Here is a 17,870-nt window from a genome sequence, read left to right on the forward strand (position 1 = left end):
TTTATTCGTAATGCAGCGCCGCCGCCGGATCGAGCCGGCTCGCGCGCCAGCCCGGGTAGAGCGAGCACGCCAAGGATAGCAGATAGATAACGGCCATCGACAGCAGGACGGCACCGGCGAACACCGGCCAGTTCAGCGCGTCGCCCAGCGCGCCGGTCAGCGGCAGCTGCACGAGCAGGACCAGTCCCACGGCGACGGCCACTGAGCACAGCAGCAGCTGCTCGAAGACGATCTGGCGGTAGATGCTGGCGGCGCTGGCGCCGAGCGCGCGGCGCAGGCCGATCTCGGGAATGCGGCGCGTCGTGTTTTGCCACAGCACGCCGAACAGGCCGAAGGCGACCATGAGCAGCATGAACGCGGCGATGACGGCGACGACGGCCAGCGGCACGAGCTGTTCCTTCAGCAGCGAGGCGCGCATCGAGGCCAGCGGCGCGATCTCGTACGACCAATCGTTGCGGACCGCCTTGAGGCGCTGGTTCAGCCTCGCCTCGAACGCGCGCGGCGTGCCCGGTGCGACCTTGAGCAGGATGGCGCGCACGCGCGACTGGCTCGTGTGCGGCGCGAAGCGGGTGATGACGAAGTTCGTCGGCGTCATGAAGGGGCCCTTGTTGCGGAAATCGTCGACGATGCCCACGACGCGAAAGGTATGGGGCGGACCTGCCTCCGCGCTCAGGAAGCGCTGGCCCAGCGCCGGCCGGCCGGGGAACAGCGCGGCCGCCATGCTCCGGTTCAGCACCGCGGGAAGCTCGGGCCGGCCTTCATCGGTGGCGTCGAACCAGCGCCCGGCGACAAGGTGCACGCCCAGCGCGGCGGCGACGTCGTCGCTCGCTTCGAAGGTATCCGTCAGCATGGTGACGCCCGTCTGCGGCGACTTGAAGTTGTAGCGCCACGTCGACAGTGTGTACGGCGCGAAGCTGACGAAGCCGACGGCCCGCACTTCCGGCAGTTCGAGCAGGCTGCGGCGCAGCATGTCGTAGGTGTCGGGGGAAATCGCATCGGCCGGCACGTCGGAGAACTGCATGGCGACCGACCATGTATCGGTGCCGTCGAAACCGATCGGTTCGCGATACAGCTGCCAAAAGCGGAGCCCGAACGCGGCGATGCCGAACACGATGGCGAACGCCAACAGGATCTCGAGGCTCAGCATCAGATTCCTGGACTTGCGCTTCCAGGTGAGTTGCAGCAGGTGGCGCAGCATCACGCGGCTCCTTTCAGGGCGTGGACAGGATCGAGGCGCGACATCTTCCACGCGGGCAGCGCGCCGGACAACAGGCCGAAGACGAGGGACAGCAGCATGCCGCATGCGAACACCGGCAGGTTGATGTCGACGTCCAGGTAGGGAATCAGTTGCGACGCTTCGAGCCACCACAGCACGAGGCGCGCACAGGCAAGGCCCAGCAGGCCGCCCGCGAGGCACAGCAGGACGTTCTCGACGACCAGCTGGCCCGCCAGTTGCAGGCTCGTGGCGCCGAACGCCTTGCGCACGCCGATCTCGGCGCTGCGTTCGAGGATGCGCCCCATGTTCAGGTTGACGAGGTTCAGCGCGGGCAGCAGCATGAACAGCAGCATGCCGCCGCCTATCATCAGCAGCAGCCGCGCGGCGCCGGAATCGGCCTCGCTCTGCCGGCCCAGGAGCGTGCGCGCGAACACATCGAGCTTGCTGTCGGCCCAGAAGAACGTGGTCGTGTAGGTGTGCGGGTCTTCGCTGACGAACGACTTCGCGCTGCGCGCGACCTCGCGCCGGATGCGCGGCAGGTCGGCGGGTGTGCGGGCCAGCAGCATGGCGGCGAAACTCCCCGTGAGATCTTTCTGGTAGTCGGTCGACGGGAACGTCGTCAGCGGCGCCCAGATGTCGGCATAGGCGTTGATGTGGATGACGTCCGCGACGACACCGATGATCTCGAACGTCTGCCCGCTCACGCTGATGCGCTGTCCCACCGCCGGGCCGCCTGCGAACAGCCGGCGCGCGGTCGACGCGTTGACGACGGCGACGAGACGCCCGCGGCGGTCGTCGTCTTCGTCCGGCAGGCGGCCGGCCAGCACGTGGAAATCGAGGATCTTCCAGTAGTCGGCGTCGACGCGGCGCAGGTCGAGCTGGCTCACGCGGTCGCCCTGGTAGACGGAGACCGCGCCCGGCACCGTGAACGCCGACACGCGCTCGGCGCCCGCGATCGGCTTGAGGTATTTGTCGATGCTCTTGTAGCCGAGCAGGGAGGTACGCATCGGACCGCCTTTCGCGCCCTGGGTGCGGATGCCGTACACCTGCAGGAAGCGGTCGCTCCTGCCTTCCACGCCGCGCGGCCAGAACGTCGTCTGCAGGAGTGCGGTGATCACCATCAGCACGACGAGCGTCAGCACGATGCACGCCAGGTTGATCGCCGTGAACAGCTTGCGGCGCATGAAGACCTTGTACGCGGTCAGCAGGTAGTTACGCAGCATGGAGACGCTCCGGTTCCACCAGCTGGCCGTCGAACACGCGCACGATGCGGCCGACGCGGCGGGCCTCGTGTTCGTCGTGCGTGACCATCACGACCGTCGTGCCCTCGGCGTTCAGCTTGAGCAGGATGTCGATGACCTCGGCGCCCATCTTGCTGTCCAGGTTCCCCGTCGGTTCGTCCGCGAGCAGCACGAGCGGGTCGCCGACGATGGCGCGCGCGATCGCCACGCGCTGCTGCTGGCCGCCGGACAGCTGGTTCGGATAATGGTCCATGCGCGCGCCGAGGCCCACGCGCTCCAGCGCCGCGCGCGCGAGCCGGCGCCGCTCGCCGCCGGACACGCTGCGGTAGAGCAGGGGCAGCTCGACGTTGTCGATCACGCGCAGGTCGGGGATCAGGTGGAAGCTCTGGAACACGAAGCCGAACGTGCGGTTGCGCAGCCGCGCCACGTCCTTGTCGCGGTACGAGGCGATCGCGGCGCCGTCGATTTCCACGCTGCCCTGGCCCGGCCGGTCGAGCAGGCCGATGAGGTTCAGCAGGGTGCTCTTGCCGCAGCCGCTGGGGCCCATCATGGCGACGAATTCGCCGCGGTCGATGGACAGGTCGATGTCCTTCAATGCCAGCGTCTCGACCTTGTCCGTGCGGTAGGTCTTGCTCACTTTGTGCAGTCTGATCATGGTGTCCTCGCAAGGTTGGGAAATGCGTTAATTCGAAATGCGGATGGTGTCCAGGTCCTTGAATGCGCGCGTGTCCGAGACGAGCACGCGTTCCCCCGCGCGCGCGCCGGCGACGACTTCGACCACCTTGCCGTCGCTCGCGCCCAGCGTGATCGTCCGCTTGCGCGCCACGCCGCCATCGACGACGAACGCCGGCTGCGGTCCGCGGCCGTTGAAGGCGGCGCCGTTGTCGACCACGAGCACGTGCGCGCGCCGTTCGGTGATGACGTTGACGTCGACGCGCATCTTGTTGCGCAGATGCGCGTTGCGGGGCTGGGCCAGGTCGACGAGCAGCTTGATCGTGCCGTTCTGGATTTCGGGCAGGATCGTGTGGACGGTGCCGGCGAGGACCTCGCCGTTCTGCTCCACGCGCACGGCCTGCCCGGGCGCGAGCTGGCGCGCGTGGAAGTCGGACAAGGTGGCTTCGACGCGGTAGTTGTTCAATTCGGAGACGCGCGCCACGAGCTGGCCGGCCGCGACGCTGGCGCCTTCTTCCTCGACCAGCCAGGTCAGCATGCCCGCGAACGGGGCGCGCACGCGGGTGCGGTCCAGCAGCTGTTCCTGCTGCGCGATCTGCTTTTGCAGGATCGCTTTCTGCAGGTCGGCCGCGGCGACGCTGCTGGCGGTGCCGCGGCGCGTGTCCTCGAGCAGTGCGCGCTGCTGGCGCAGCTGGATCTGCGTGCGCTTGACGTTCAGCTCCGCCGTCAGCAGGTTTTCGCCCGAAACGAGGCCGCTGCTGCGCAGTTTCTGGCTGCGTTCCAGCGTGGCGCGCGCGGCCTGCAGGTCGATCTCCAGCAGTTCGATGGCACTGGCGATCTGCGTGCGCTTCTGGCGCAGTTCCTGGCTCAAGGTCGCGATGCGGTTGTCCTGCTGCGCCAGTTGTTCCTTCAACGCTTCCAGTGCGAGGCGGATGTCGCGGTCGTCCAGTTCCAGCAGCAGGTCGCCCGCGCGGACCTGCTGCCCCGGCTTGGCGAGGACCTTCGCGACGCGACTCGCGCCCGGACTCGCCACCACTTCCTCGCGCACGGGGATGACGATGCCGGAGGCGTCGATCGTGTTGTCGACGTTCCCGCGCCGGACCTGCGCGATCACGACGTCGTCGGCGGACACGCTGGGACGCAGCACGCGGTTCAGGCCCCACGCACCGGCGCACAGGCCGGCGAGCAGCAGGAGCGTGGTGGCGGCGCGCAGGCGGGTGCGGCGGCGGATGATGTCGAGACTGAGGGCCTGGTCCATGATTGACGGCGATAATTGCGATGCTGCCTGTATTGCAAGCCGCGTGCCAGCATGCTTTCCCGGGCGGAGAAGGGCGCATGGACGCGCGGCGCTGCCCGCTGGCGGGCAACGGTGTCCGGAAACGGACACTCGTCCGCAGGTTGCATAAACGGGCCGCACCTTCCATAATCGCCGACTCGCCCGCATCTCTTCTTCCATGAACGATTCCCTGGTCCTGCTTGGCTTTACCACCACGCCGCTCGAATTGCTCGGCTTCGTCCTGTCGGTCGCGACGGTCGTGCTCACGATCCTGCGCAACCACTGGGGCTGGTTCTTCGCCATCGTGTCGTCGGCCACGTACGGCGTCGTGTTCTTCGACGCCCGCCTGTACGGCGACGCCGGCCTGCAGGGCGTGTTCATCGCGGCCTCGGTCTGGGGCTGGTGGCAGTGGCTGCGCGGGGCCGAGGGCAAGCCGCTGCCCGTGACGCGTCTTGCGCGCGCGGGCTGGATCGCGGCGCTGGCCGGCTGGGCGCTCGGCTTCGTCGTGCTGTCGGCGTTCCTGAAGGCGTACACGGACACCGACGTGCCGCACATGGACGGCTTCCTGACGGCCGGCAGCCTGCTGGGCCAGCTGCTGACGGCGAAAAAGAAGATCGAGAACTGGCACACGTGGATCGTCGTCGACGTGCTGTACGTGGGCCTGTACGTGTACAAGGGCCTGCACCTGACGGCGATCCTGTACGCCGTGTTCGTCGTGCTGGCCGTGCTGGGCCTGCGCGCCTGGACGGCGGCCGCGCGCGCGGATGCGGCGCCGCACGGCGGCGTGCCGGTCGCCGAGGGCGCGTGATGGCGCCGCGGCGGATCGCCCTGCTGGGCGCGGAATCGACCGGCAAGTCGACATTGGCCGCCGCGCTGGCACGACGCTACGGCACGTTATGGGTGCCGGAATACCTGCGCGAATTCGTCGAGGTCAACGCCCGCGTGCCGCGCGAGGACGACCAGGGCGGCATCGCCCGCACGCAGCGCGAACGCGAGCTGCTGCTCGCGCGCGACGCGCGCGTGCGCGACTTCCTGTTCGTCGACACGACGCCGCTGATGACGGCCGTGTACAGCCGCATCTACTGGGGCCGCGTGCCGCCCGACCTGCTGGCCCTGGAAGCGGCGCACGATTATGCGTGGACGCTCGTCGCGGCGCCCGACCTGCCGTGGGTGCCGGACGGGCTGCAGCGCGAGTCGGAAGAGGTGCGCCAGCGCGTGCATGCGCAGTTGCTGGCCGTGCTCGATGAGCGCCGCATTCCGTTCACGTTGTTGACGGGGGAGCTGGAGGAGCGGTTGCGGCAGGTGGAAGCGTTGATCGGTTGCCCACCGGTCGTTCCCGCGCAGGCGGGAACCTAATCTCTGCCCACCTGGATACAAACTTGAGCCCCAGCCTGCGCGGGGGCGACGTCGGTTGAGAATCGAACCGCGCCTGCTTCCGCGACTTCGTACCGACACTTGGGCCCACGCCTGCGCGGGGGCGACGGGTCGCAGGTCAGCTTAGAAATCGAACTGCGCCGACATGCGGAACGTGCGCGGTGCGCCCGGCAGCAGGTAGCCGCCCAGTTCCGGCGTCACGTCGCGCCAGTAGAACTTGTCGAACAGGTTCTCGGCCCGTGCACGCAAGGTGACGTTCGTCGCGCCCCATTTCACGCCATACGACGCGCCCACGCCGAACACGTGGTAGTCCGGCACGAACACCGTGTTCTCGACGTCGAACGCCTTCCTGCCCGAATATTGCCACGTGCCGTCCAGCTTCAGGCCCGGAACCGCTGCCACCGCGTACTGCACCCACGCCGTCGACTTGAACGCGGGGACGTCCGTCACGCGCTTGCCGTCGATGCCCGCCTGGCCCGTGCCTTCCTGGCGCGTGTTCAGCGCCATCAGCGACAGGCTCCAGTCCAGCGCGGGCGTGGCCTTGCCCTGCGCCGTCAGTTCGAGGCCGCGGTGCGTCTCTTTGCCGTTGCGGACGAACGTGTTGTTCGCATCCGTGTATTCCAGGCCCTGGCGGATCTGGAACAGCGCGGCCGACAGGTTGACGCCATTGTCCAGCGCGGCCTTGGCGCCGATCTCGACCTGGTGCGAACGCTGCGGCGCCAGCACCTGGTTCTCGTTCGCCGTCTGCATCGGGGCGACGCCGCCGTGCTGCAGGCCGTGGCTGACGGCGGCGTACACGTTCCACTCGCGCGCTGGGCTGAACACGAGGGCGACGTTCGGCAGCAGGAATGAATCGTCGCTGTGCGCGTCGCTGCGTTTCACGTCCACGTGGCGCAGGCCCGCGTGCACGGTCAGCTGGTTGGTCAGGCTCACGATGTCCTGCGCGAACAGGGCGCGTTCCTCGTCGCTGCGGCGCTCGGACACGGAGCCCGTCACGCGATCAGCGGCGACGTGCGGCGACACGAGCGGGTGCCACAGATTGCTGTAGCCGACGTAGTCGTACACGTAGTCGCCGAAGCTGTCGTGGCGCTCGGAATACGAGGTGCCGACGGTCAGCGCGTGGCGGATCGTGCCGGTCGCGAATTTACCTTGCACCTGCGCCTGCACGCCCCACGGCGACTTGCGCTCGCCCGTGCTCTGGTAGTCGTAGACGTCGTAGTCGCCGTTCGAGCAGTAGCCCGGATAGAAGCCCGCGCCCTCGTTGCTGCAGCCGTAAGGGAACGCGGTGAAGTCGTTGCGCTTGAACCAGTGCTTGTTGGCGGCCACGGTCGCGAGCCAGCCGGGGGCGAGCTTGTATTCGAAGCGCAGTCCGAGATTGCTGTCCTTGGTCGTGACGGGGCGCGTCCACGGCTGGTCGTTCAGCAGCATGTTGGGCGATACGCCGGTCGGCAGCACCTCGTTGCGGATCAGCTGGAAGCCGGGCGCCGTGATCTGGGCCTTGCGCTGGTAATCCATGTCCAGCTGCAGCAGCGCATCCGGCGTGATCTGCCAGTCGAAGGCGGCCGACACGAACTGGCGGTCGCCGTTGGCGCCGCGCACGTACGGGTGCAGGTCGGCGGCGGCCGCGTTGATGCGGTAGCCGAAGCGGCGGTCCTCGAAGCGGCCGCCGAGATCCACGGTGCCGTACAGCGTGCCGCGCTCGGAGACTTCCACCGTGGCGGAGCGCAGCGGCGCGGCAGTCGGACGCTTGGTCACGTAGTTGACGATGCCGCCAGGCGTGGCGATGCCGGCCGTCAGGCCCGCGAGGCCTTTCAGCACTTCGATGCGTTCCTTGTTCTCCAGCGGGATCTGGGTGTCGCCCGGGATCGCGAAGCCGTCCTTGCGGTAGCTGTAGTTGTTGTCCAGCGCGAAGCCGCGGATCGAGAATTGCTCGGCATAGCCGACGGCGTTGTAGGCGTCGGCCACGGACGCGTCGAAGCGCATCGCGTCGGTCGTGGAGCGGATCGACAGGTCCTGCATCTGCGTGCGGCCGATGGCGGTGATGGAGGCCGGGGTGTCGAACAGCGACGCCTCGCCGAAGCCGCCGACGCTGGCGCGGTCGACGGTGATGAAGCGGTTGCCCGTGACGACGACTTCGGCGACCGGGTGGGTGGTGTCCTGCGCCTGCGCGTTCGCGATGAAGGCTTGCGCGACGGCGCCGGCCAGGATGGTGTACTTCAAATGACGGTTCATGGTTTGCTCGTTTTCGCGCGCCGACGATGGGCGCGCTGCTTTTTCTTAAAAGCCGGAGCCAACGGGGGGAAGGGCAAACAAGGATGGGAACTGCGTTGCGCTTTCCTTCGCTGGCATTATCCAGATCAGGTACGAAGGGTATCTCTCACCCGGGAAGCGAACTCCCAGGACCCCTAGCGAAGGCGCGAGTGTAGCACACCGCGCCCTAATATGGTGCGTCTGTCAATGGCGCCGTTCAGGCCGGCTCGGGAATCGCCGCCGGATGCGCCACGTGCGCCCGCGCGTGCAGCAGGTGGCGCTGCACGATGGCACGTGAGGCTTCGCCGATGAGGCGCCAGTGCTCGCGCCGCAAGGCCGCGCGCTTGCGGTGCTTGGACGGCATCTCGGACAGCGGCTTGACGTAGAACGGCAGCGGGATCAGGTAGCCGTCGCGGCCGGGCATCTCTTCGCCGCCGAGGATTTTCCAGAAGCCGTCGTAGGCGTTGGCGAAGTGCTTTTCCGGGTCGGGATCGTAGGCGATATGCGCTTCGCTGCGGATGGCGACGACCTTGTCCATGCCGAGCGCCAGTGCGATGCCCTGCATGGCCGCGAAGCAGAAGAAGCTGGGCGAATTGTTCGGGAAGATGCGCTCGAACGCCTCGAACGCGGCGCCGGAATCGACCCAGCGGCCCTGGTTGCGTGCGATGAAGGCGACGACCGGCATGTCGACGCCCGCCATCCCGCCGTCGAGCCAGCTGAAGGACAGGCGGTGCAGGCATTTGCCGTCCGCGATCAGCGCGACGGTGAGGTCGCCTTCCGCATTGCTGCGCGACGCCATTTCGAGCTGGATCATGAAGCTGCTGCCTTCGGCCTCGTGCTGCCACAGGGGCAGGCAGCGCTGGCCGTAGACGGCTTCCAGATAGCCCTCGTTGAACGTCGATTCCTCGAAGCGGTAGTGGCTCAGCACGGCCTGCACGCGCTGGCGCGGGCTCAGGCCCTTGATCAGGTAGTCGCGGTGGCTGAGGTGGTGGAACGGGTCGTCGTTGGCCAGGCCCGCCACGTGCTTGCGGTAGACGCCGAGCCGGCACAGGGTGCGGTGGTCGCGGTAATAGGCCAGCACGCGCAGGCTGCGCGCGATGCACAGGACCCACGACGACAGGCTGTACTGGCGCCGGCGGGCCATCCAGTGTTTGGTCAGGTGAGCGAAAATCATGGTGCGCTCCGGGTACGGTATCGGTGGATTTATCTCGTCAGTTTTTTGCTAAACGGTAATTGATCGTTCAGCAGATCAAGATCGATGCCATCGATAACTCATTCCCCCCGTATTTCTTATTGTCTTCATGTCTCTCTTTGTTGATCTTTTGTCAGGCAAGTGCCAGACGCAAGACTAGCACGATTGCTGCGCCGAACATCGAAAAGCTGCTCAATAATTGAGTCAGACCGAACAAGTTGAGGAGCGTCGCATGGTGTATGAACTTTTTTACTGGCCGAGCATCCAGGGCCGCGGCGAATTCGTCCGCCTGGCGCTGGAAGAAGCGGGCGTGCAATACGTCGATGTGGCGCGCGGGCCGGGCGGCATGGCGCGCATGATGGCGGCGATGGACGGCGCCGACCATCCGTCGTTCGCGCCGCCGTTCCTGAAGGCGGGCGACGTGACGGTCGGGCAGACCGCCAACATCCTGATGTTCCTGGGTGAGCGCCACGGGCTGGCGCCGCAGGATGCGCAAGGTAGATACTGGGTGAGCCAGATCGAGCTGACGATCGCCGACATCGTGGCGGAAGCGCACGACACCCATCACCCGATCGCCACGTCACTGTATTTCGAGGACCAGCGCCCGGAGGCCAAGCGGCGCGCGGCCGACTTCATCGACACGCGCATCCCCAAGTTCTTCGACTGGTTCGAGAATATCCTGGCCCGGTCGGAGCCGAAGGACTATCTGCTGGGCGATGCGGTCACGTATGCCGACCTGGCGCTGTTCCAGCTCGTCGCCGGCCTGCGCTACGCCTTCCCGAAGGCGCTGGCGCGCATCGACGCGGGCTATCCGCTGCTGATGGCGCTGCACGACCGGGTGGCCGCGCGGCCGCGCATCGCGGCCTACCTGACATCGAAGCGGCGGCTGCCCTTCAACGAGGAAGGGATCTTCCGCCATTACGCGGAGCTGGACAAGTAATCGACGCGTTTGGCGCGTGCCGCCTCGTCCGGATGCGGTGCCGGGTCGCGCCGGTCCAGCCAGCCGGCCAGCGTGGTGAGCAGGAAAGCGCCGACGACGATCAGGCCGCCGATCCACGTCGTGTGCATCAGGCCGAGGTGCGCGACGATCAGGCCGCCGCCCCAGGCGCCGAGGGCGATGCCGACGTTGAACGCGGCGATGTTCAGGCCGGACGCCACGTCCACGGCGCGCGGCGCGTCGATCTCGGCGCGGCGCACGACGTAGACCTGCAGGCCCGGCACGTTGCCGAAGGCGACGGCGCCCCAGGCCAGCACCGTGACGAGGACGGCGACCTTGTTCGCGGCCGTGACGTCGAGGACGAACAGCACGGCGGCCAGCAGCGCGAACACGATCTGCAGGGCGCGTACTGGGCCTTTGCGGTCCGCCAGCCTGCCGCCCCAGATATTGCCGAAGGCGACCGACACGCCGTACACGAGCATCACGAGGCCGACGCTGCCCGGCGCAAAGCCGGCGACCTGTTCGAGGATGGCCGCGAGATAGGTGAAGGCGATGAACGAGCCGCCGTAGCCCAGGGTCGTCATCGCGTACACGAGCAGCAGGCGCGGTTTCTTCAGCACCGATAATTGGGTGAGCAGGCCGGCGGGCGCGCTGCCGGCGATGCCGCGCGGGACGAGCAGGGCGATGCCGCCGAACGCGATCACGCCGAGCAGCGCGACGGCCAGGAACGTCATCTGCCAGCCGAAACGCTGGCCGATGAAGGTCCCGAGCGGCACGCCCGTCACGAGCGCCACGGTCAGTCCGCTGAACATCAGGGCGATGGCGCTGGCCGCCTTTTCCTTGGGCACGAGGCTGGTGGCGATCGTCGAGCCGATCGAGAAGAAGACGCCGTGCGCGAGGCCGGTGAGCACGCGCGCGGCCATCAGCGCGGCGTAGCCGGGGGCCATCCACGCGGTCAGGTTACCGGCCGTGAACAGCAGCATGAGGCCGAGCAGCAGCGTCTTGCGCGGCACGCGGCCGGTGAGCGCCGTCAGCACGGGCGCGCCGATGGCGACGCCCAGCGCGTACAGGCTCACGAGCAGGCCGGCCGACGGCACCGACACGTGCAGGCTACCGGCGATGGTGGGAATCAGGCCGACGATCACGAATTCCGTCGTGCCGATGGCGAAGGCGCTCAGCGTGAGCGCCCATAAGGCGAGTGGCATGTTCTGCTCCTTGAAGACCGTCGTCCCGCGCCGGCGGGGACCGAGGTTTTGCCAGCGCCGCCGCGATGCTTGCAAAATCGGGCCCGTGCCTTCGCAGGGGCGACGTGGTTGATCGATGGCGCATTCTGGGCGCCAGGCCCGCAAAGAAAAACCCGTCGCCGTACAATAGACTTTTGACCTGGGAGCAAAAATGCTGGACGTGGGAGCGTTGATCGCGTTCGTGGCCGTGATCGACACCGGCTCGTTTTCGAGCGCCGCGCAGCAGCTCGGGCAGACGCCGTCCGGCGTGTCGCGCACCATCGCGCGCCTGGAGCAGCAGCTCGGGATGACCCTCATCCACCGCACGACGCGCCGCCTCGATCTCACCGAAGAAGGCGGCTGGCTGCTGGGCCGCGCGCGCCGCATCCTCGCCGAACTGGAAGAGACCGAGCGCCAGGCCGCACTCGCGCGCGCGCGGCCCGCGGGCCTGGTGCGCGTAAACGCCGCCACGCCGACGCTGGACCACTTGATCGCGCCGCTGCTGCCGGACTTCCTCGACGCCTATCCGCAAGTGCAGCTGGAGCTCACCAGCGGCGAGACCGTCGTCGACCTGATCGAGGAAAAGGCCGACGTCGCGATCCGCATCGGCCTGCTGCCCGACTCCACCCTGAACGCGCGCCGCCTCGGGTCGAGCCGCATCCGCGTGCTGGCCGCCCCGGGCTACCTCGAACGCCACGGCACGCCGGCGCGCGTCGAGGACCTGGCGCGGCACCGCCTGGTCGGCTTCGTCGCGCCGGCGTCGCTGAACACGTGGCCGCTGCGCGCCGGCGGCGAGGAAGGCTGGCGCGGCGCGCCGCACGTGACGGCGACCAGCGGCGAGACGATCCGGCATCTTGCGCTCGCGGGTGCCGGCATCGTCAGCCTGTCGGACTTCCTCACGCGCGCCGACGTGGCCGCGGGCCGCCTCGTGCCGTTGCTGGAAGACGCCGCGCTGCCCTGGACCCAACCCGTGTGGGCCGTGTTCTACAGGCAGGGCGCGCTGGCGCCGCGCGTGCAGGCGCTGGTCGACTTTCTCGCCGCGCGCCTGGCCGGCGTGCTCGAACCCTGACGCTTTTCCACCCACTTCGCACAGGACAACGATGACGACCGTAACGACAAACGACATTTTGCGCATCGCCGCGTTCTCGGACGGCGACGCCGGCGGCAATCCGGCCGGCGTCTGGATCGGCGCCGAGCTGCCGCCGGCGGACGCCATGCAGCGCCTGGCCCACGCGGTCGGCTACTCGGAAACGGCGTTCGCGGCAAAGCAGGGGGAGGGCTGGCGCGTGCGCTATTTTTCGCCGGCGTCGGAAGTGCCGTTCTGCGGCCACGCGACGATCGCGCTGGGCGCGGCGCTGGCGCGGCGGGAGGGCGACGGCGTGTTCGCGCTGTCCCTGAACGCGGCCGCCATCACGGTCGAAGGCCGGCGCGACGGCGCGCACGTGGCCGCCGCGCTGCAGTCGCCGCCCACCTGGAGCCGGCCGGCCGCGGCCGACCTCGTGACGGACGCGCTGGCGTTGTTTGGATACCACGATGCCGATCTCGATCCGCGCATCCCGCCCGCCCTCGCGCACGCCGGCGCGAACCACCTCGTGCTGGCGCTGGCCAGCCGCGACCTCCTGGGCGCGATGCGCTACGACCTGGATGCGGGCCGCGCGCTGATGCAACGTCACGGCCTGACGACGATCGTGCTGCCCTGGGCCGAACGTGCGCGCAAGTTCCACATCCGCAATCCGTTCGCGAGCGGCGGCGTCTACGAAGACCCGGCCACGGGGGCCGGCACGGCCGCACTCGCCGGCTACCTACGCGACCTCGGCTGGCCGCACGGCGGCGCCATCGACGTCGTGCAGGGCGAGGACATGGGCATGCGCTCGCTGTTGCACGCGGAAATCGGTGCGGACACGGGCGGTTCGATCCGCGTCAGCGGTACGGCGCGAACGTTGTCAGAAGATAAAGGTTTATGATGATGTTTTAATGAAAATTGAATTAGGGGCAAAAGACACGCCTTTTCGACAATTAGTACACCCCTGCAACGTTGATAAAGTTCAATACGGAATTTACATTTCTGAACATCAACTCAGGAGTCATCATGGAAATGCGCTACCCCGGCGTCCTGCGCCCCACCCACGTCCCCTATGGCGTTCCGGGCAAGCCGACCGAACGCCTGCCCTTCACGATCCGGCGCGTGAACAACGAGGCCGACCTGTGGAAGGCCGTCCGCGTGCGTCACGCCGCCTATGCGCGCCACGTCCCGGACTTCGCGCGCCAGCTGGTGCGCCCGGAGGCCTGCGATTACGGCGACGACGCAATCGTTTTCCTGGCTGAATCCAAGCTGGACGGCGCCCCGCTGGGGACCGCCCGGATGCAGACGAACCTGCACGAGCCGCTGCACGTCGAGGACTCCGTCGCACTGCCGGACTGGCTGCGCGGCCAGCCGCTGGCGGAGATGAGCCGCCTGGGCGTGGACAATGGCCGCATCGGCCGCATGGTCAAGACGGCGCTGCTCAAGGCCGGCGTGATGTATTGCCAGCAAAACGACATCGCCTGGGCCCTGGCGACCGGCCGCGCGCCGATCGACCGCCAGTACGAACAACTGACCTTCGTCGACGTGTTCCCGGATCTGGGTTTCGTGCCGCTGCGCCACGTGGGCAATATCCCGCACCGCGTGATGGCCTTCGACATCACGACGATCGAAGCGCGCTGGACGGCCGCGCAACACCCGCTGCTGAACTTCTTTTGTCACATCCACCATCCGGACATCGACGTCGGCGGCCGGACGGGCGTGCGGCCGCCACAGCCGAGTGCGAAGGGGGCAAATGTTGCGCAGCATGCATCGGAAATGTACGAACTGGTTGCTTGATTCAATAATTGCATGACGGCACTACTGTAAAGCTGTATCCTTGCGAGACGATAACGGCCGCCCGCGCCGCCGGGCCGCGATACCAGCTTCGCAGATACTCATGCAATTCACATCATCCGGCCGCTGGAAACTACCGGGCCTTGCGCAGTTCGCGCTGGACCTGACGTTCCGGACGTTCGCTTACTATCTGATTCCGATCGCGATCGGCGTCGTCTCCATCCTGGCGCTGCTGTGCTGGGACAGCCAGTACATGTCCGGCAATGGCGATGCGCGCGACATCCGCGTCGTGCGCGAAACGGCGCCGCTGACGCTGGCCGCCGCCAACGCGCGCCTGCGCGACGCCATCCCGGTTTCGTACTTCGACACGCATCTGTCCGAGGCGCCCGTGTGGTTCCGTTTCAGCACGCGCCCGCGCACGCCCGGCAGCATCGCCGGCGACGTCATCGAGTTCCCGTCGCGCCACGCGGTCGACGTCAGCTGCTGGGACGCCACCACGCTGCAGCCCCTCGGCGCGGCCACGCGCGAGGTGGACACGCCGTCCCTGCACACGGCCAAGGCCGGCTTCGCCCTGCAACTGGCCGAGCTGCCGCGCGAGATCCTGTGCCGCGGCCGTTTCGCCGGCCCCGCGCGGGTGAACGTCGTGCAATGGCTGGAAACGCAGTTCGACCAGTCCGTCGAGGCGTTCCACCGCAAGTCGGGCCTGCTCGACGGCGGCATGATCGTGCTGGCGCTGTTCGTCCTGATCACGGCCCTCATCAACCGCCAGCCGCTGTATGTGTTGTTTTCCGGTTGGCTGATCCTGAACCTGCGCATCGCCGGACTGTCGGCCGGCTGGGACATCCAGTGGCTGGGCATGACCGTGCCGCCGCAATGGATGCTGCTGGGCCGCTCGCTGACCATCGCGCTGTACGGCGTGTCCACGCTCACGCTGTACCAGGCGCTGTTCCGCGAAGACCTCGTCAAGACGCGCTGGGCGATTCCGCTGCGCATCACGCAATGGGCCTGCATCCCGCTGCTCATCGGCGCCGTGACCCTGCCGTACGGCACGTTCCTGCCGATGCTGTGGGTGATCATGGCCTTCGGGTTCTCGCTGATGACGCTGGGCCTGCTCACGATCATCCTGCGTTCGCGCAACCGCGTGGCGGGCTGGTTCGCGGCCTCGTTCGCGCTGACCTATGTCGCCTCGCTGGCCGAGGTCGTGTCGGCCGCGCTCGGCATGCACCAGGTACTGAACGTGATCAACAGCGTCACGGCGGCCCTCGCATCGAGCCTGCTCGCCGCGCTCGCCGTGGCCGAGCAGATGCGCATGGAAACCCAGAAGCGCAGGGAAGCCCAGGACAAGCTGGAGCATGCCTACGAGGCGATGCCCGTCGGCCTGTTCACGCTCGACATGTACGGCACGGTCGTGAGCGCCAACCCGGCCATGCGCAAGATGCTGGGCATGACCGAGCTCGTTCCCGGCCGCACCGCGTGGAAGCAGTTCTTCGCCGACAGCCTGTGGACGGAACTGCTGGAACAGGTGCACGTGCGCAGCGAGGCCGAGATGCAGATCGTCAGCCGCGACGGCGCCCAGCGCTTCATGGTCAACGCCACGCTCGCGCGCGGCCGCGTGGAGGCCGTGCTGCAGGACGTCACCGAGCAATACCGCGCCACGGAACAGCTGCGCTTCATGGCCAACAACGATCCGCTGACGAAGGTCTTCAACCGGCGCGGCATCGAAAAGGTGTTCGAAGGCGCGTCCCAGCTGCTGAACGCGGGCAAGCCGCTGGCGCTGGCCTACATCGACCTCGACCGCTTCAAGCTGATCAACGACCTGTTCGGCCATGCGGCCGGCGACGAAGTCCTGAAGCAGGTGTGCGAGCGCATGGAGCTGACGCTGGCCGGCGGCCAGAAGATCGGCCGCGTGGGCGGCGACGAATTCGTGATCGTGATGCCCGACACCGCGGTCCCGCTGGCGTCGCTGATCTGCCGCGGCATCGTCGACCGCATCGGCGGCACGCCGTACCGCGTGGGCGACAAGGCGTTCCACGTGCGCGGCTCGGTCGGCCTGATCGAAGTGTCGCCGGGCATGCCGATGAAGGACGCCGTATCGACCGCGGACCGCGCCTGCCGCGAGGCGAAGGGTGGCCACAGCGACGGCCTCGTCGTCTACGAGCGCGGCTCGAACGCGTTCCAGGAGCGCGCCAACGAACTGAACCTGGTCGCGCGCCTGTCCGGCCCGGACGCCACCGAGGGCATGTTCCTCGAGATGCAGCCGATCATGTCGCTGACGGCGCCGTACGAATCGCTGAACTTCGAGGTGCTGCTGCGCATGCGCGAGGCCGATGGCCGCGTGGCGCCGGCCGGGCCGCTGATCGCCGCGGCCGAGAAGAGCGGCCGCGCGGGCGTGATCGACCGCTGGGTGCTGTCGACAACGCTGTCCTGGATCGAGAACCACCTGGAATCGCTGGTCAACACGCGCTTCGTGTGCATGAACCTGTCCGGCGCGTCGCTCAACGACGAGCGCTTCGTGCAGGACACGCTGGAAATCCTGTCGCGCTACACGCACGTGGCGAGCCGGCTGTGCATGGAGATCACGGAAAGCGTGGCGCTGCACGACCTGGACAACACGCGCCGCTTCATCGATCAGGTGCGCGCGTTCGGCGTGAAGGTGGCGCTGGACGACTTCGGCGCCGGCTACACGTCGTTCTCGTACCTGAAGGAATTGCCGGCCGACGTGCTCAAGATCGACGGCAACTTCATCGTCAACATCAACGCCCACCCGGCCAACGTGGCGATCGTGGAAGCGATCGTCAACCTGGCCGCCAACCTGGGCATGCGCACGATCGCCGAATGGGCCGAGGACGCGGCCACGATCCGCACCCTGGCCGAGATCGGCGTCGACTACGTGCAGGGCTATGCCGTGGCGCGTTCCCAGCCGCCGGAAAAACTGCTGGCCGCGAGCTCCTCGGCCAGCTTCATCCAGGGCGACGACGTGCTGCAACTGGTGCGCACGCTGGGTTCGTCCGCCAACGAGCCGGAGCTGCTGGGCTTCGCGTCGCTCGACGACCACCTGCTGTAGCGTGGGCGGCCCCCACCCACGCGGACGTTTGCAAACCGCATACGTTACGCGTGGGCTCCCCGAGCCCGCCAGGCGTGTGCGTGATGCGAGCGTACGTTTAGTTCAGCCCCGCCAGGCGCGGACGCGCATCCTGCAGCATCAGCATGCGCCGCGCTTCCTTCAGCGTGGCGACGTCGCGCGCGAGCCGCACGGGCGCCGCGAGGTGCGGGCGTTTCCAGGCCGCCTGGGGCAGTTGCGCCGCGGGCAGCACGTGGCGCTGGGGCGGCGGCACGCCAGTGTCGCGCGCCACCGGCACGGCGGCGGAACCGGACGCGCAGGGCTGGTCCGTCAGCGTGATGTGGCCGTTGCCGTCCACGCATTTGACGATCTCGCCGGCCAGTGCCGGCGCCGCCATTAGCGCGGCGGCAACGATGCTCAGCAGTCTAACTGGGCGCTTCATGATGTTCTCCTGTGCTAGGCTCGAATGGTGCCCGTCGCGGCTGGTTCCATCTGTTCGTTGCCTCACCCTGTCCGCAGCAAACATCGACGGACCCGGCCGAACCTTTGGCCGGTGTGCGGTTCCAAGCGT

General features: G+C 67.8%; 15 protein-coding genes and 1 riboswitch. Of the genes, 7 read left to right on the forward strand and 8 right to left on the reverse strand.

Annotated elements, in window-relative coordinates:
- Position 1: 1 nt before the first annotated feature.
- The 4 genes from U9J41_RS00990 to U9J41_RS01005 are packed head-to-tail and all read right to left on the reverse strand — an operon-like array spanning position 2 to position 4,387.
- On the reverse strand, positions 2 to 1,198 hold the full coding sequence (locus U9J41_RS00990; RefSeq protein WP_322399737.1) for an ABC transporter permease: 1,197 nt from the start codon (positions 1,196 to 1,198) through the stop codon (positions 2 to 4).
- Complete coding sequence (locus tag U9J41_RS00995; RefSeq protein WP_322399738.1) at positions 1,198 to 2,439, reverse strand: ABC transporter permease; 1,242 nt, start codon at positions 2,437 to 2,439, stop codon at positions 1,198 to 1,200. The genes U9J41_RS00990 and U9J41_RS00995 overlap by 1 nt, the downstream gene beginning before the upstream one ends.
- Positions 2,429 to 3,112, reverse strand: a complete 684-nt coding sequence (locus U9J41_RS01000; protein WP_322399739.1) for an ABC transporter ATP-binding protein — start codon at positions 3,110 to 3,112, stop codon at positions 2,429 to 2,431. Before U9J41_RS01000 ends, U9J41_RS00995 begins: the two co-directional genes overlap by 11 nt.
- Positions 3,113 to 3,139: 27 nt before the next feature.
- Entirely contained in the window at positions 3,140 to 4,387 is a 1,248-nt protein-coding gene (locus U9J41_RS01005; RefSeq protein ID WP_322399740.1) for an efflux RND transporter periplasmic adaptor subunit, read from the reverse strand.
- A 196-nt stretch (positions 4,388 to 4,583) separates the two neighbouring features.
- Between U9J41_RS01005 and pnuC the strand changes: the two genes are divergently transcribed.
- Together pnuC and U9J41_RS01015 are read left to right on the forward strand one after the other, a co-directional pair.
- Positions 4,584 to 5,213 carry a nicotinamide riboside transporter PnuC gene (pnuC, locus tag U9J41_RS01010; RefSeq protein ID WP_322399741.1) on the forward strand — a complete coding sequence of 210 codons (630 nt, stop codon included), beginning with the start codon at positions 4,584 to 4,586 and terminating at the stop codon, positions 5,211 to 5,213.
- Complete coding sequence (locus U9J41_RS01015) at positions 5,213 to 5,761, forward strand: ATP-binding protein (RefSeq protein ID WP_322400129.1); 549 nt, start codon at positions 5,213 to 5,215, stop codon at positions 5,759 to 5,761. Before pnuC ends, U9J41_RS01015 begins: the two co-directional genes overlap by 1 nt.
- Positions 5,762 to 5,902: 141 nt before the next feature.
- Here U9J41_RS01015 and U9J41_RS01020 read toward each other — a convergent pair whose 3' ends face one another.
- Together U9J41_RS01020 and U9J41_RS01025 are read right to left on the reverse strand one after the other, a co-directional pair.
- The gene (locus tag U9J41_RS01020) at positions 5,903 to 8,011 is read right to left on the reverse strand and encodes a TonB-dependent siderophore receptor (RefSeq protein WP_322399742.1); all 2,109 of its coding nucleotides are present in this window, start codon (positions 8,009 to 8,011) and stop codon (positions 5,903 to 5,905) included.
- Between the two features lie 85 nt (positions 8,012 to 8,096).
- Positions 8,097 to 8,196, reverse strand: a riboswitch (TPP riboswitch).
- 50 nt (positions 8,197 to 8,246) lie between these two features.
- Positions 8,247 to 9,203 carry a DUF535 family protein gene (locus tag U9J41_RS01025; RefSeq protein WP_322399743.1) on the reverse strand — a complete coding sequence of 319 codons (957 nt, stop codon included), beginning with the start codon at positions 9,201 to 9,203 and terminating at the stop codon, positions 8,247 to 8,249.
- Positions 9,204 to 9,453: 250 nt separating this feature from the next.
- Between U9J41_RS01025 and U9J41_RS01030 the strand changes: the two genes are divergently transcribed.
- Entirely contained in the window at positions 9,454 to 10,161 is a 708-nt protein-coding gene (locus U9J41_RS01030) for a glutathione S-transferase (RefSeq protein ID WP_322399744.1), read from the forward strand.
- Here the strand turns inward: U9J41_RS01030 and U9J41_RS01035 are convergent.
- The gene (locus U9J41_RS01035; RefSeq protein ID WP_322399745.1) at positions 10,140 to 11,363 is read right to left on the reverse strand and encodes an MFS transporter; all 1,224 of its coding nucleotides are present in this window, start codon (positions 11,361 to 11,363) and stop codon (positions 10,140 to 10,142) included. The genes U9J41_RS01030 and U9J41_RS01035 overlap by 22 nt on opposite strands.
- Before the next feature lie 190 nt (positions 11,364 to 11,553).
- Here U9J41_RS01035 and U9J41_RS01040 point away from each other — a divergent pair, with 190 nt between their 5' ends.
- From U9J41_RS01040 to U9J41_RS01055, 4 genes are all read left to right on the forward strand, one after another.
- Complete coding sequence (locus U9J41_RS01040) at positions 11,554 to 12,450, forward strand: LysR family transcriptional regulator (protein WP_322399746.1); 897 nt, start codon at positions 11,554 to 11,556, stop codon at positions 12,448 to 12,450.
- Between the two features lie 31 nt (positions 12,451 to 12,481).
- The gene (locus U9J41_RS01045) at positions 12,482 to 13,345 is read left to right on the forward strand and encodes a PhzF family phenazine biosynthesis protein (RefSeq protein WP_322399747.1); all 864 of its coding nucleotides are present in this window, start codon (positions 12,482 to 12,484) and stop codon (positions 13,343 to 13,345) included.
- 125 nt (positions 13,346 to 13,470) lie between these two features.
- On the forward strand, positions 13,471 to 14,241 hold the full coding sequence (locus U9J41_RS01050) for a hypothetical protein (RefSeq protein WP_322399748.1): 771 nt from the start codon (positions 13,471 to 13,473) through the stop codon (positions 14,239 to 14,241).
- Between the two features lie 100 nt (positions 14,242 to 14,341).
- Entirely contained in the window at positions 14,342 to 17,302 is a 2,961-nt protein-coding gene (locus U9J41_RS01055) for a putative bifunctional diguanylate cyclase/phosphodiesterase (protein ID WP_322399749.1), read from the forward strand.
- Between the two features lie 97 nt (positions 17,303 to 17,399).
- On the opposite strand, the gene U9J41_RS01060 is transcribed toward U9J41_RS01055, so the two are convergent.
- Positions 17,400 to 17,741: a DUF4124 domain-containing protein gene (locus U9J41_RS01060; protein WP_322399750.1), complete on the reverse strand. Its 342-nt coding sequence runs from the start codon at positions 17,739 to 17,741 to the stop codon at positions 17,400 to 17,402.
- Positions 17,742 to 17,870 lie beyond the last annotated feature (129 nt).

The sequence above is a fragment of the Massilia luteola genome, from assembly GCF_034420155.1.
Taxonomy (GTDB): domain Bacteria; phylum Pseudomonadota; class Gammaproteobacteria; order Burkholderiales; family Burkholderiaceae_D; genus Telluria; species Telluria luteola.

What these genes read in the sequence shown, in the direction of transcription:
- U9J41_RS01040 (WP_322399746.1), top strand. Translation starts at nt 11,554, where the DNA reads ATGCTGGACGTGGGAGCGTTGATCGCGTTCGTGGCCGTGATCGACACC.
- U9J41_RS01035 (WP_322399745.1), bottom strand. Translation starts at nt 11,363, where the DNA reads ATGCCACTCGCCTTATGGGCGCTCACGCTGAGCGCCTTCGCCATCGGC.
- U9J41_RS01005 (WP_322399740.1), bottom strand. Translation starts at nt 4,387, where the DNA reads ATGGACCAGGCCCTCAGTCTCGACATCATCCGCCGCCGCACCCGCCTG.
- U9J41_RS01050 (WP_322399748.1), top strand. Translation starts at nt 13,471, where the DNA reads ATGGAAATGCGCTACCCCGGCGTCCTGCGCCCCACCCACGTCCCCTAT.
- U9J41_RS01055 (WP_322399749.1), top strand. Translation starts at nt 14,342, where the DNA reads ATGCAATTCACATCATCCGGCCGCTGGAAACTACCGGGCCTTGCGCAG.
- pnuC (WP_322399741.1), top strand. Translation starts at nt 4,584, where the DNA reads ATGAACGATTCCCTGGTCCTGCTTGGCTTTACCACCACGCCGCTCGAA.
- U9J41_RS01020 (WP_322399742.1), bottom strand. Translation starts at nt 8,011, where the DNA reads ATGAACCGTCATTTGAAGTACACCATCCTGGCCGGCGCCGTCGCGCAA.
- U9J41_RS01015 (WP_322400129.1), top strand. Translation starts at nt 5,213, where the DNA reads ATGGCGCCGCGGCGGATCGCCCTGCTGGGCGCGGAATCGACCGGCAAG.
- U9J41_RS01060 (WP_322399750.1), bottom strand. Translation starts at nt 17,741, where the DNA reads ATGAAGCGCCCAGTTAGACTGCTGAGCATCGTTGCCGCCGCGCTAATG.
- U9J41_RS01045 (WP_322399747.1), top strand. Translation starts at nt 12,482, where the DNA reads ATGACGACCGTAACGACAAACGACATTTTGCGCATCGCCGCGTTCTCG.
- U9J41_RS00995 (WP_322399738.1), bottom strand. Translation starts at nt 2,439, where the DNA reads ATGCTGCGTAACTACCTGCTGACCGCGTACAAGGTCTTCATGCGCCGC.
- U9J41_RS01000 (WP_322399739.1), bottom strand. Translation starts at nt 3,112, where the DNA reads ATGATCAGACTGCACAAAGTGAGCAAGACCTACCGCACGGACAAGGTC.
- U9J41_RS01025 (WP_322399743.1), bottom strand. Translation starts at nt 9,203, where the DNA reads ATGATTTTCGCTCACCTGACCAAACACTGGATGGCCCGCCGGCGCCAG.
- U9J41_RS00990 (WP_322399737.1), bottom strand. Translation starts at nt 1,198, where the DNA reads ATGCTGCGCCACCTGCTGCAACTCACCTGGAAGCGCAAGTCCAGGAAT.
- U9J41_RS01030 (WP_322399744.1), top strand. Translation starts at nt 9,454, where the DNA reads ATGGTGTATGAACTTTTTTACTGGCCGAGCATCCAGGGCCGCGGCGAA.